Here is a 12439-nt window from a genome sequence, read left to right as displayed (position 1 = left end):
GTGATCGCGGGTGGGGGCGTACCGGCCGGCGGTGGTCCCGGTGACGGCTGGTGCTCAGTTGCCGCCGGGCTCGATCGAGACGGTCGGGGTGGGCGTGACGGTCTTGGTGGCGGTCACCGTGACGGTCACGGTCGGGTTCGGGGCGGCGGTCGTCGGGGTGCCGCCGGGCTCGACCGAGGTGGTGGGGGTGGGCGTGACGGTCCGGGTGGTGGTGACGGTGACGGTGACGCCCGGCTTCGGGGAGGTGGCGGTCGCGGTGGGCGCCGGGGTCGGTGACGTGCTGGGCTTCAGGCCACCGAGGTTGATGCCGGCCTGGATCAGGCCCGCGGTGTAGGTGTCGCCGGTCCGCAGACCACCGACCGTGACCTTCAGGTCCTTGGGCGAGGTGCCCACCTTGATCAGGTTGTCCACGCCCTTGAGCAGGTCGTCGGTGAGCACCTTGGTGCCGTTCGTGACGACCTGGGCGATCTTCGGGACCTTCACCGTGACGTCGGTGCCGATCAGTTCCTTGGTGCCGCCGGTGGTGTCCACGGTGATCGTGCCGGCCGCGAGGTTGACCGCGTCGATCGTGCCGGTGGCGACGAACGGCAGGATCAGGCCGGCGCCGGTCGAGCGGCTCGCCGAGGGGCTGACCGACACCGAGGGGCTGACCGTCGGGTTCACGGTCGCCGTCACCGACACCGATGGCTTGGGCTTCGCCGATTCGGTGGGCTTGGGCTTCACCGAGTCGGTCGGGCAGGGCTTGCGATCCTTGCCGTTGCCGTTGTGGGCGTAGGCGGCGGTCCCGCCGGCGACGGAGACGGTGAGGGCGGTGGCCACGGTGGCGACGGCGACTGCGGTGCGACGCATGCGCATCGGGGAGCTCCTTGGTGGGGTTCGTAGCTGGGGTTCGTTGCGGTCGTTCTCTCGGGGAGGACCTAAGATTCGCCAGCGCAGGGTTCAAACCGGGGGGCCCTGCGGGTGCGGATCGGTTGCGCGACTTTGTGCCTTTCGACGGTGAGATGCGCCCCGTGGAAGCCCCGGAAGTGTTGACATGCCCGCCGCACTACGTGAATGTCCTGGGATGCACGAAGTTTGGCCGGACACGGGCGTCCTGCTCGCCTCTCGATACCGCCTGGTGACGCTGTTGGAGACCGGGGGGATGGCACAGGTCTGGCGGGCGACCGACGAGCTGCTGGACCGGCCGGTCGCGGTCAAGCTCCCGGCCGGTGACACCCGGGCCGCGCACCTGGCCTGGCGCGAGGCCCGGCTGGCCGCACGGCTGTCGCACCCGGGCATCGCTGCCGTGCACGACTACCGGGAGGCGGTCCGCCCGGACGGCTCGGTCGCCCCGTTCGTGGTGATGGAGCTGCTGGCCGGCGAGACCGTCGCGGCCCGGCTCTGCGACCTGGGCGGGCCGATGCCGTGGGGCGAGGCGGTGTCGATCGGGACCGCGGTCGCCGAGGCGCTGGCCGCCGCGCACGCCGCCGGGGTGGTGCACCGCGACATCAAACCGGGCAACGTGATGCTCTGCCCGGGCGGGGTGAAACTGCTCGACTTCGGGATCAGCGCCGCCGCCGGTGAACCGGACGACGACGAGACCGGCGCCAGCTTCGGCACCCCGGCCTACGCGGCGCCGGAACGGATGGACGGCAAACCCGCCGAACCCGCGACCGACCTGTACGGGCTGGGCGTGCTGCTGTTCGAGATGGTCACCGGTGATCCGCCGTACGACGTGAACACCTGGGAGGAGCTGGCCGCCGCCCTCACCCACGGGCCGACCCCGCTGCCCGAGGCGCTGCCCGGCCGGCTGCGCGAGCTGATCATGCGCTGCCTGGACGAGGACCCGCACCGCCGGCCGACCGCCGCGCAGGCCCGCCGGGTGCTGTCCCGGCTGATCCCGTCGGCACCGGCCCGGCTGACCATCCCGCTGCCCGGCCGACCACCCACCGGCCACGCCAAGGTGCTGCCGTACGCCGCCCGGGAGGGCTCGCCGGTGCTCAAGCGGGTGGGGGTCGGCGCGGCCCTGGTGGCGCTCGCGATCGCGTTCGTCTTCGTGGTGCAGGCGGTCGGGACGTCCAGCCGGGAGGGCGACTTCGCGGCCGGGCCGGGCAACACCACCGAACCCGCTGTGCCGGAGGCCACCGTCACCGGGAGTGCTCCCCCGCCCGCACCGCCCAGCCTGTCACCGCGACCGTCGCCGACGGAACCGGCCGAGTCGCCCAGCCCGTCGGCCGCCGTCACGTCGGCCAGTCAGGCGGTCACCGCGTCGCTGAGCGTCGACACCGCGCTGCGCCGGGTGCAGAACGCCGTCGACCGGGGTGAGGAGCAGGGCGAGATCCGGCAGGACGTGGCCCTGGACTTCCGCAACCTGCTGCGCCTGATCGACCCGGAATCCGACGCCGACCTCGGCGATCAGGTCGACCAGCTGCGGCGCAAGGTCCGCCAGCGGCTCAACGAGGGTGGGCTCACCGAGAACCAGGCGGCCATCCTCCAGGAGCGGATCGCCGACCTGAAAGCGGTGGTGTAGTCCCGCGGGACCACCGCGTCCGGCCCGGCGGCCGCTGGTCGGTCCCGGCCCCGCGCCGACCTTGCGGGGTCGGAGCGGGGCTGTTGACGGGCGTACAAAATGAAAGGTTTTAAGCGGAGCCCCGCAAGATCAGGCGGGTGGGCAGCACCGTCTCCCAATCGGTGTGCTCCACGCCGTCGATCTTGGTGAGCAGCAGCCGGACCATCTCCTGGCCCATCTGCTCGACCGGCTGATAGACGCTGGTCAGCGGCGGGTCGGTGTGCCGGGCGACGACCGAGTCGTCGAAGCCGATCACGGCGACGTCCTGCGGCACCCGGCGACCGGCCCGGCGCAGCACGCGCAGCGCGCCGGCGGCCATCATGTCCGAGGCGCAGAACACCGCGTCGATCTGCGGGTACTGCTGCAGCAGCCACTCCATCGCGGTCGCGCCGCTCAGCTCGCCGAAGTCACCCCGGGCGGCCGGGCCGTCGCCGACCACGTCGCGGTACCCGTCGAAACGGGCGATGCCGACCGCCATGTCGAGCGGCCCGGTGATCGTGGCGATGCACCGGCGGCCCTGGTCACGGAGGTAGGTGACGGCGGCGCGGGCCCCGGCCCGGTTGTCCGCGTCGACAAAACTGACCGGCTCCGGGTGGTAGGGACGGCCGGCGCGCACCGTCGGCACACCACGCTCCTCCAGCACCGCGGGCAGCGGGTCGTCGCCGTGCAACGACAGCAGCAGCGCGCCGTCCACGTGCTGGCGGGTCAGGTAACCCTCCAGCTGGCGGCGCTCCTCGGCGGCCTGCGCGATCATCAGGACCATCTGCAGGTTGCGGGCCACCAGCACGGTCGATATCGACTGCACGATCCGGCCGAAGAACGGCTCGGCGAAGAAGCGCTCTCCCGACTCGAACGCCACCAGAGCGATCGAATCAGTACGCTGCGTGACGAGGGCCCGCGCGGCCCGGTTCGGTACGTAACCGAGCGCGTCGATGGCGTCCTGCACGGCCTGCCGCGCTCGCGGGCTGACCTGCGCCGACCCGTTGACCACCCGGGACACGGTCCCGCGGCCCACTCCGGCCCGGGCCGCGACCTCTTCCAAAGTCGGGCGCCCGGTCGAGCGGTTCCGGTCTTCCCTCATCGCTGACCGTCCTTTCCGCGACCGACCCACGGTACACGCGCCACTAAAGCGTTTCCAGGCACCGGGCACGATTGTTGTGTGCGAGCACATCGAATCGCGGTCCTGGTCCTACCCGGCGCCAATCCCATGGACGTGGGGATCATCAGCCAGATCTTCGCGCCCCGGCACGGCCTGGGGTACGAACTGCGGCACTGTTCGGTCACCCCGGGCCAGGTTCCCGGGCGGGACGGGCTCGGCTTTACGGTCGAGCACGGGCTGTCGCTCCTGTCGTCGGCGGACACCGTGATCGTGACCGCTTTCAACACCTATCTCGATCCGCCCGCACCCCCGGTGCTGGACGCGCTGCGGCTGGCGGCGACCCGCGGCGCCCGGATGGTGTCGATCTGCACGGCGGCGTTCGCGCTCGCCGCGGCCGGGCTGCTCGACGGGCGGCGGGCCACGACGCACTGGCTGCGGACCGCCGACCTGCAACGCTTCCATCCCGAGATCTCGGTCGTCTCGGACGTGCTCTTCGTCGACGAGGGGAACGTCCTCACCTCCGCGGGGCTCGCCGCCGGCATCGACCTCTGCCTGCACATCATCCGGCGGGACCACGGCGTGCAGGCCTCCAACGAGGTGGCCCGGACCATCATCGCCGCACCGTACCGCAGCGGCGGCCAGCCCCAGGTCGTCCCGCGCAGCCTGCCCGAGACCCTCGGCGACACGCTCGCCGCCACCCGCGAGTGGGCGCTGCGCCGGCTGAACCAGCCGATCGGTGTCCCCGAGATGGCCCGGCACGCCCGGGTGTCGACCCGCACGTTCGGCCGCCGGTTCGTCGAGGACACCGGCTACACCCCGATGCAGTGGCTCCTGCGCGCCCGGATCGACATGGCCCGCTGGTACCTGGAGGGCTCCCCGCTCGGTGTCGACCAGATCGCCGCCCGGGTCGGGCTCGGCACCGGCGCCAACCTGCGGGTGCACTTCCAGCGCATCCTCGGCACGACACCGACGGCGTACCGGAAGGCGTTTGGCGCAAAGCTTGCGGAAACCGGCGCTCAGCCCCCTCCTGATCTGCGGCTGATCCACGGAGAGTCGACGGCATGAGAATCGCCATCAACGGGTTCGGCCGGATCGGGCGCAGCGTGCTGCGAGCGTCGGTGTCCAGCGGCGCCGGCTTCGAGATCGCCGCCGTCAACGACCTGGCCGACGCCCGGACGCTCGCCCACCTGCTCCGCTACGACAGCACCCTCGGACGGTTCCCCGGCACCGTCGAAGCGGGCCCGGACCACCTGATCGTGAACGGTCACAAGATCGCGGTGACCGCCGAGCCGGACCCGTCGAAGCTGCCCTGGCCGGACATCGACGTGGCGGTCGAGTCCACCGGCCGGTTCACCAGCGGGGCCGGGGCGCACGTGACCGGTAAGGTGCTGGTCACGGCGCCGGCCAAGGACGCGGACATCACCATCGCGTACGGGATCAACCACGGCGACTACGACCCGGCCCGGCACCGGATCGTCTCCACCGCGTCCTGCACCACCAACGCGCTCGCCCCGGTCGCGTCGGTCCTCGACGACCTGGCCGGGATCGAGGCCGGGTCGATGACCACGATCCACGCGTACACGCAGGAGCAGAACCTGCAGGACGCCCCGCACCGTGACCTGCGCCGGGCCCGGAACGCCGCGATCAACATCGCGCCCACCACCACCGGCGCGGCCACCGCGATCGGGGCGGTGCTCCCCCGCCTGGCCGGGCGGCTCACCGGCTACTCGGTGCGGGTTCCGGTGCCGGTCGGCTCCCTGGTCGAGCTGAACGCCCTGGTCAGCCGGGAGGTGACGGTCGAGGAGATCAACAGCGCGTTCGCGGCGGCGGCGTCCGGGCCGCTGCGCGGGATCCTGGTCCACTCGTCCGACCCGCTGGTCTCCTCGGACATCACCGGTGACCCGGCCTCGTCCGTTTTCGATTCCCTGCTGACCGCCGCGAACGGGCGGCTCGTCAAAGCGGTGGCCTGGTACGACAACGAGTGGGGATTCGCGAACCGGGTCGTGGACACATTGACGTTGCTGTCCCGCTAACCTGTGCGGATGGCGGTCACCCTGGCGGATGTTGCCCGGCTCGCCGGGGTGTCCCCGGCGACCGTTTCCCGCGTCATCAACGACAGTGCGAAAAAGGTCAACGAGCAGTTGCGGGAGCGGGTTCTGGCCGCCGTCCGCGAGCTGCACTACGTGCCCAACGCGCACGCGCAGAGCGTGGCCCGGCCCCGCAAGTCCGCGGTCGGGGTGATCGTGCACGACGTCTCCGACCCGTACTTCGCCGAGATCACCCGCGGGCTGCAACGCCAGGCGGGCGCGCACGACCGGCTCCTGGTGATCTGCAACAGCTACCGGGAGCCGGAGCGGGAGCTGGCCTACGTCGCCCTGCTGCGCGCCCAGCAGGTGCACGCGCTGATCCTGGCCGGCTCCGGCTACCACGACGACGAGTTCACCGAGCGGCTCAACGGTGAGCTGGGCGCGTATCAGCAGGCCGGCGGCCGGGTCGCGGTGATCGGCCGACACCGCCTGGTCGGCAGCGCGGTGCTGCCCGGCAACGAGGCCGGCGCGCACACCCTCGGCCTGCGGCTGCTCGGGCTCGGGCACCGCGAGGTCGGGGTGATCGCCGGGCCGCGCTACCTGACCACCACCACCGACCGGCTCACCGGCTTCCGGCACGCCTTCGACGAGCTGGGCGTGCCGCTGCCGGCGTCCCGGATCGTCTACTCCGACTTCACCCGCGACGGCGGGGCCACCGCCACCGCCGGGCTGCTCGACGCCCAGCCGAAACTGACCGCGATCATCACGCTGAACGACTCGATGGCGGTCGGCGCGATGGCCACCCTCCGGGAGCGGGGCATCCGCGTCCCCGACGACATCTCGGTGACCGGTTTCGACGACATGCCCATCGCGCGGGACGTGACACCCGCCCTCACCACGGTCAAGCTGCCCCTGGTGGAGATGGGTGAGCGGGCGATGGCGCTGGCTCTCGGCGACGGCGCCGAGCCGCACATCGAGTCGGCCGACGCCACCCTGATCTGGCGGTCCAGCTGCACCGCCCCCGCCGTCCCCGACTGACCCCACCGCCTCCGGCCTTCCCGATCAACTTCCGGCTGCGGTACGCGGGGAGCGGCCCCCGCCCCGGGATCTTTCCCCGCGCGCGTGTCCGCAGGCCGGGGTCATTCGTGCACGTCAGCTCGCTCACCGGCCGGGGCCACTCGCCCGCACCGGACCGCCGGCCGGGGCCACTCGCCCGCGCCGGACCGCCGGCCGGGGCCACTCGCCCGCGCCGGTCCGTCGGCCGGGGTCACTCGTCGACGTGGGTTCGTTCGCCGTCGGGGGTCAGGACCGCGATCACCTCGGCGGGGCCGCCGCGGGCGCCGAACGCGTGCGGGACCATCGTCGAGAACGACGCCGCCTCGCCCGCCTCGACCACCACCACCCGGTCGCCGAGCACCAGCTCGATCGTGCCGGACAGCACCGTGAACCAGTCCTTCCCCGGATGCACCCGCAGATCCTCGGGGCGCCGGGACGCCGGGCGGGTGATCCGGATCCGGGCCACCGTCATACCGCTGCGCCCCTCCTCCCCGGTCAGCACCCACGTCGTGATGCCGCGCTCCGGATGGTGATGCGGTTTGATCACCACCGCGTCACCCCCGGAGTCGACCAGCTCGTCCAGGCTGGCGCCGAGCGCCCGGGCGATCGTGGTCAGCTGGTCCAGCCCGATCCGCCGGTGACCGGTCTCGATCCGGCTCAGCGTGGACGGGCTCAGATAACAGCGGGCACCCAGCTCGTCGAGTGACCAGCCCTTGGCCAGCCGGAGCCCCCGGATGCGGGCCCGGACCAGTGCGTCGACATCAGCGTCTTGCGTCATACGCAAGACTGTATGCTCCAGACGCAAAGCCGACCTACAGTCGATCGCATGGCACACGAACAGCACTCCCCCGCCCACGGCCACAGTCACAGCCACAGCTCCGCCGCCGGTCACGCGGGCCCCGGTCACGGCGGTCACGGCGGTCCAGGGCACGGGCACGGTTCAGGGCACGAGCACGGTCACCATTCGGGGCACGGGCACGGGGGCTCCGATCACGGCGGGCACGGGCACGGGTTCTCGCACGACATGACGGAGATGCTCGATCTGGATGCCGAGGTCACCGCCGGGCAGTTGGCCGATCTCACCGCCACGGTGGCCGGGCTGGCCGGTGACCACCAGGTCCGCGACGTCGTCGACCTGGGCGCGGGCACCGGGACCGGGACGTTCGCGCTGCTCCGGCGGTTCCCGGAGGCCACCGTCACCGCCATCGACACCTCGGCGGACATGCTGAGTCATCTCGGCGGATCGGCGCAGCGGCACGGTGTCGAGGGCCGGATCCGGCCCCTGCTGGCCGACGTCGACGCGGGCTGGCCGGAGACCGGACCGGCCGACCTGGTCTGGGCGTCCTCGTCGATGCACCACATGAAGGACCCGGACCGGGTGCTGGCCGACATCCGCGCGACACTGCGCCCCGGCGGCCTGCTCACGATGATCGAGATGGATTCGGTGCCGCGCTTCCTGCCGTACGACATCGGTCTGGGCCGTCCGGGTCTGGAGGACCGCTGCCACGAGATCGCCGGCCGGGCCCGCGCCGAGCACATGCCGCACCAGGGTTCGGACTGGGCGTCCCGCCTGATAGCCGCCGGTTTCACCGTCCGGGAGGCCCGCGAGCAGGTGATCGACCTGTCCGCCCCGCTGCCGGAGCTGGCGGTCCGCTACGCCGTCACCACCCTGCGGCGCTTCCGCGCCGGCGTCGTGGCCCAACTCGCCGACGACGACCGCGAGGCCCTGGACACCCTCCTCGCCGACGACGCGAAACTGCTGCGCGACCTACCCGGCCTCCGCGTCCACAGCGCCCGCTCGGTCTGGATCGCCGCCCCGACCCGGTGAGGAACGTGGTTCCTCGGCCCCGCCCGATGGAGGCCTTGCCCGATGGAGGCCTTGCCTCCTCCGCCCTGGCCCGGTGAAAGCTTTTTCCTTCTCCGCCTCGGCCCAGTGAAACCTTGGCTTTTCCGCTCCCGCCCGGTGAAGGCCTTGTCCTCTCTCCTCCTAATCCGGTGGAGTCCCTGCCTTGTCTCCGCCAACCCGGTGGAGTCCCCGACCTCTCCGCCCCGGCCAGACGAAAGCGCGCCGCCCGGACCGTTGGTCCGGGCGGCGCGTGAAACACGGTTTGTGGAATGGAGAACGGCAGGTCAGGCGCTTGCGGTTTCGGCAGCCCGGTCCTCTATGGTCGCCTTGATCCGGTCGGCCTGGACCCGGCTCTTGATGCCGGTCACGGCCTGCACCTTGTACCGGCTGAGGCGGCCGGTGCTGCGCAGGTGCTCGAACAGCTCGGCGCCGTGCACCTCGAGCAGGTCCTCGTCGCTGGCCGGGCGGGCCGACTGCGGGCGGGGCATCAGTTCGGCCCACGGCTGGCCGGCGCCGGCGGCGGACATGCCGTTCAGCGCGAGCACGTAGTCGCCGATGAACGAGCGGACGGTCGCCGCGTCCAGGCGGGGCGCGCTCGGGGCGAGCACGTTGGTCAGCTCGTCCGGGTCCATCGGCTGGCCCTCGCCGAGCTCCTCCTCCAAGGCGGTGCGCAGGTCGGCGAGGGCGGCCAGCCAGGCGTCGGAGCCGGGCTTGGCGGCTGCCGGGGCGGGCAGGAAGTCACGCCACGGGTAGGCCGACTCGACGTGCTCGCCGTCCAGCTCCCGCACGTACTCGCCGATGAATGTCCGGACCACGCCCTCGCCCAGCTCGGAGACCCGGGGGTGGAGTTTGCGGGCCAGTTCGTTGATCCGCAGGTAGTTCATCTCCGGCAGCTCCTCCGGGGTGATCTCCGCGGCGACCAGCTTGCTCAGCCGGTCGACGGCCAGCCGCCACCAGGGCGATCCGGCGATGCTGACGGCCGGGCGGGCGCCGGTGCCGGTGGACGCCCAGGCCGGGATGGCGGGCGGGGCGGACGGCTCAGCGGCCGGCGGCTCGGCGGCGGGACGCCCGGCGGCCTGGGCGTCGGCGACCCGGATGACCGGAACCGTGGCGGTGTCCGAGACGCGCTGCGCCGGCACCACGACCTGGGCCGGAACCGGGGCCTTGGACTGCGGCGGAACAACGGCGGGCGCCGCGGCGACCGGCGAAGCGACGGGCTGCGGCTGAGCGACGGGCGCGGTCTGAGCGGCCGGCTGAGCGACCGGCGCGGACGGAACAACCGGCGCGGACGGCTGAGCGACAGGCGCGGACGGAACGACCGGCGCGGACGGCTGAGCGACGGGTGCGGACGGAGCGACGGGCTGGGGCGCGGGCTGCGGGATCGGCGGCGCCGCGTTCTGCTGGCGGGCGAGAACCGCGGCCATCGCGGCGGCCTGCTCGTCGGTCAGCGCCGAGTCGAGCGGATCCTCCATGACCGGCTCGGGGGCGGGCGGCACGAACCGCACCGGCTCGACCGTCTGCCGGCCGTTCGCCGTCGCGGGCGCCGGGCCCGCCGGGGTGGCCAGGGTCGCCGGTTCGAGTTCCCGGGCCGGGCCGGTGACCGGCTCCCCGATGGTGTCCGGCCGGGGCGTGGCGGCGGCCCGCAGCGCGTCCGGGCGGGCCGGCACCGGGATCCGGGCGGCGCCGGGGACCAGCAGATCCATCACCCGCTGGATGCGGGCGAGCTGCTCGATGACGTCGTCGACGACCGGTTCCCCGGCGGTGCGGGCGTCCTTGAGCAGCCGGCTGCGCCACCAGGCCTTGGGGAAACGGCCGCCGCTGACCCGGTGGTAGTTGGAGACCATGCGGCGGATCTGGCGCTCGGTGCCCATGCGTACCAGATCGGGGTCGTCGTCCGGAATGAGGAAGCCCCAGCGCTCGGCGAGACGGCGCGGGCTGTAGGCGAACCGGCCCCGGCGCACGCGCTGACCGGCGGCGGTCAGGGCCGCCCACCACATCAGGAAGATCATGCAGGGCACGGCGAGGCGGAGCAGCTGCTCGGTGAAGGTGACCGCGTTGCTGGCCACGATGACGCCGGAGAGCCCGGCGATGAGCGCGGCGATCCACAGCATCGGCCCGGGGTGGCCGGGTGTGACGATCGTCCCGTCCGGGGCGTAGACCGACGTCCGCCGGTACTGCTCGGCCGCCAGTGAGGTGGCGGTCAGGAAGCAGATCTCGAAGACGGCGAAGACCAGCACCGCGAAGATCGCCGGGAGTTTCAGCTGGTCGATCGCGATGACCCACATGCCCTCGGCGTTGAGCAGCAGTGCGAGGTTCATGCTGAACGCCAGGGCGAGCGGGCGCAGCGGCTTCTTCGACCGCTTGGCCCAGATCGCGAAGGCGATCAGCAGCACCACCCCGAGCAGGCCCGCGGCCAGCAGGACCAGGGCGGCATAGTCCCGCCAGAAGTCCGCGATCAGGTCGTTGAACTGCTTCACGGGGTCACGCCTTTCAGGGGTGCCGGGGTGCCGGCCGGGAGGAACTCGTCGAGCGCCGCGGAGATCAGCGCGGAGCGGTTGCCGGTAGTGTGCCGTGCCGCCAGCTCATCGATGACGGCGAGGTTGGCCGGATGGGGACGGATCGACACCTGCACCCGGTCCTCGGTGTGCCGGCGGCGGCCGGACCGCTGGGCCAGGAAGATGCCGTCGGCCGGTCCGGGCTGTTCGGTGAACGAGCCGAGCAGGCCACCGAGCCGGGTGTGGGTGGCGTTGAGGGCGTCGAAGACCAGCTGGGTGTGTGACCGGCCGGTGCTCGCGGCACGTTCCCGCAGGCGGGAGCGGAGGCTCACGGACAGATAGACGACCACGCTGCCGCCGGCCCGGACGCCCTCGCCGCCGGTTCCACCGATCGTGTCTGTGCTGCCTGGCAACCCGGCCCTCCCTGATCGATCTCCGTCGGCGCGATTTCTACCACGCCGTTGTTACGTGAGTGGCGCATGAGGCTATCGGACAGTGCTATCACTGAGCGATCGGGTCACACCGATTGGCGATCCGACGGGTGATCACCTTACGGTCGGGTGGATCGACGGCGATGAGGGAGGACCGGCAACGATGGACTGGACGTGGATGGCCGGGGCGGCCGCCGTCGTCGTGGTGATCCTGGGCAGCGTGGCGGTGGTGGCAGCGTGGCAGCGGCCCCGGCAGGCGCCCGCCGAACCGGATGAACGCCTGGTGGAGGCGGGTGCGGTGCGGGCCGCCGCGGGCCGTGCGGTGCGGGAGGCCGACGACGCCTGGTACAAGGCGACCGAGGCGGCCGGCGAGCGGGACCGGGCCGAGGATCGTTTCCTGGAGGCGCGCTGGGAGGCCCGGGTGGCCACCGCGGACGAGACGCATCTGCTGGTGCAGCGGGCGGCGCTGGCCGCGTACCGGCGTGGCGAGCTGTCCGTCGAGCAGCTCAACGGCATCTGGTCGGCGGCCGGCCCGGCGGCGGTGGAGATCGACGACGGCCGGGTGCGTGACGCGCTGCAGGCCTACGAGGAGGCGGTCGCCGAGGCGGCGCAGGTGCGGGAGCGTTCGCACGTGGCGTCGGTCGCGGCCGAGGTCCTGGTCGAGGAGGCGCAGATCGTGGAGCGTGACGCTCTGGAGGCCCGCGAGCAGGAGGCCGCGGTCTCCGGCCTGAACGGCCTGTTCGAAAAGTAGGCCCGGCTGTCGGGAAACAGCCGGGCCGGGTCGGGACTTACGTCAGGGGATCAGGAGTTCAGCGAGCACACCGACAGGGTCTCGGCGTTGAGGTCGGGCTTGGCGGCGTTGCGGCCGATCGCGGTCTCCATCCGGTTGATGGTGGAGAGGCGCTTGTCGGCCAGCGGGCCGAGGATCGCGTTGTCG

11 protein-coding genes are annotated in these 12439 nt (G+C 72.5%); 6 read left to right on the top strand and 5 right to left on the bottom strand.

From position 1 onward, the window contains the following. Positions 1 to 54 precede the first annotated feature (54 nt). The gene (locus Aco03nite_RS02155; RefSeq protein ID WP_203792854.1) at positions 55 to 855 is read right to left on the bottom strand and encodes a hypothetical protein; all 801 of its coding nucleotides are present in this window, start codon (positions 853 to 855) and stop codon (positions 55 to 57) included. Positions 856 to 1063: 208 nt separating this feature from the next. Here Aco03nite_RS02155 and Aco03nite_RS02150 point away from each other — a divergent pair, with 208 nt between their 5' ends. Further along, entirely contained in the window at positions 1064 to 2509 is a 1446-nt protein-coding gene (locus Aco03nite_RS02150) for a serine/threonine-protein kinase (RefSeq protein WP_203792853.1), read from the top strand. Between the two features lie 109 nt (positions 2510 to 2618). Here the strand turns inward: Aco03nite_RS02150 and Aco03nite_RS02145 are convergent, their stop codons facing one another. Further along, positions 2619 to 3629 (bottom strand): LacI family DNA-binding transcriptional regulator, encoded by a 1011-nt coding sequence (locus tag Aco03nite_RS02145; RefSeq protein WP_203792852.1) that lies wholly within the window; start codon positions 3627 to 3629, stop codon positions 2619 to 2621. A gap of 78 nt (positions 3630 to 3707) precedes the next feature. Between Aco03nite_RS02145 and Aco03nite_RS02140 the strand changes: the two genes are divergently transcribed. From Aco03nite_RS02140 to Aco03nite_RS02130, 3 genes are read left to right on the top strand one after another with little or no spacing between them, the layout of a single operon-like run. Then, entirely contained in the window at positions 3708 to 4712 is a 1005-nt protein-coding gene (locus tag Aco03nite_RS02140; RefSeq protein ID WP_203792851.1) for a GlxA family transcriptional regulator, read from the top strand. Continuing rightward, on the top strand, positions 4709 to 5680 hold the full coding sequence (gap, locus tag Aco03nite_RS02135) for a type I glyceraldehyde-3-phosphate dehydrogenase (RefSeq protein WP_203792850.1): 972 nt from the start codon (positions 4709 to 4711) through the stop codon (positions 5678 to 5680). Before Aco03nite_RS02140 ends, gap begins: the two co-directional genes overlap by 4 nt. A gap of 9 nt (positions 5681 to 5689) precedes the next feature. After that, a complete protein-coding gene (locus Aco03nite_RS02130) occupies positions 5690 to 6712 on the top strand; it encodes a LacI family DNA-binding transcriptional regulator (RefSeq protein WP_203792849.1) in 1023 nt (340 codons plus the stop codon). Positions 6713 to 6941: 229 nt separating this feature from the next. Here Aco03nite_RS02130 and Aco03nite_RS02125 read toward each other — a convergent pair whose 3' ends face one another. Continuing rightward, positions 6942 to 7508: a helix-turn-helix domain-containing protein gene (locus Aco03nite_RS02125; RefSeq protein ID WP_203792848.1), complete on the bottom strand. Its 567-nt coding sequence runs from the start codon at positions 7506 to 7508 to the stop codon at positions 6942 to 6944. 246 nt (positions 7509 to 7754) lie between these two features. On the opposite strand from Aco03nite_RS02125, the gene Aco03nite_RS02120 reads away from it, so the two are divergent. Then, positions 7755 to 8558 (top strand): class I SAM-dependent methyltransferase, encoded by an 804-nt coding sequence (locus Aco03nite_RS02120; protein WP_203792847.1) that lies wholly within the window; start codon positions 7755 to 7757, stop codon positions 8556 to 8558. Positions 8559 to 8860: 302 nt separating this feature from the next. On the opposite strand, the gene Aco03nite_RS02115 is transcribed toward Aco03nite_RS02120, so the two are convergent. Continuing rightward, the gene (locus tag Aco03nite_RS02115; protein WP_203792846.1) at positions 8861 to 11053 is read right to left on the bottom strand and encodes an MFS transporter; all 2193 of its coding nucleotides are present in this window, start codon (positions 11051 to 11053) and stop codon (positions 8861 to 8863) included. After that, complete coding sequence (locus Aco03nite_RS02110) at positions 11050 to 11484, bottom strand: hypothetical protein (RefSeq protein WP_203792845.1); 435 nt, start codon at positions 11482 to 11484, stop codon at positions 11050 to 11052. Before Aco03nite_RS02110 ends, Aco03nite_RS02115 begins: the two co-directional genes overlap by 4 nt. Before the next feature lie 181 nt (positions 11485 to 11665). On the opposite strand from Aco03nite_RS02110, the gene Aco03nite_RS02105 reads away from it, so the two are divergent. After that, positions 11666 to 12253 (top strand): hypothetical protein, encoded by a 588-nt coding sequence (locus Aco03nite_RS02105; protein ID WP_203792844.1) that lies wholly within the window; start codon positions 11666 to 11668, stop codon positions 12251 to 12253. Positions 12254 to 12439: the final 186 nt, after the last annotated feature.

Origin of the sequence: Actinoplanes couchii (assembly GCF_016862075.1) — a bacterium.
Taxonomy (GTDB): domain Bacteria; phylum Actinomycetota; class Actinomycetes; order Mycobacteriales; family Micromonosporaceae; genus Actinoplanes; species Actinoplanes couchii.
This window is presented reverse-complemented; position numbering and strand designations above follow the sequence as displayed.

Coding starts and splice junctions, on each gene's coding strand:
- Aco03nite_RS02155 (WP_203792854.1), bottom strand. CDS start 855: ATGCGCATGCGTCGCACCGCAGTCGCCGTCGCCACCGTGGCCACCGCC.
- Aco03nite_RS02150 (WP_203792853.1), top strand. CDS start 1,064: ATGCACGAAGTTTGGCCGGACACGGGCGTCCTGCTCGCCTCTCGATAC.
- Aco03nite_RS02145 (WP_203792852.1), bottom strand. CDS start 3,629: ATGAGGGAAGACCGGAACCGCTCGACCGGGCGCCCGACTTTGGAAGAG.
- gap (WP_203792850.1), top strand. CDS start 4,709: ATGAGAATCGCCATCAACGGGTTCGGCCGGATCGGGCGCAGCGTGCTG.
- Aco03nite_RS02130 (WP_203792849.1), top strand. CDS start 5,690: ATGGCGGTCACCCTGGCGGATGTTGCCCGGCTCGCCGGGGTGTCCCCG.
- Aco03nite_RS02125 (WP_203792848.1), bottom strand. CDS start 7,508: ATGACGCAAGACGCTGATGTCGACGCACTGGTCCGGGCCCGCATCCGG.
- Aco03nite_RS02120 (WP_203792847.1), top strand. CDS start 7,755: ATGACGGAGATGCTCGATCTGGATGCCGAGGTCACCGCCGGGCAGTTG.
- Aco03nite_RS02105 (WP_203792844.1), top strand. CDS start 11,666: ATGGACTGGACGTGGATGGCCGGGGCGGCCGCCGTCGTCGTGGTGATC.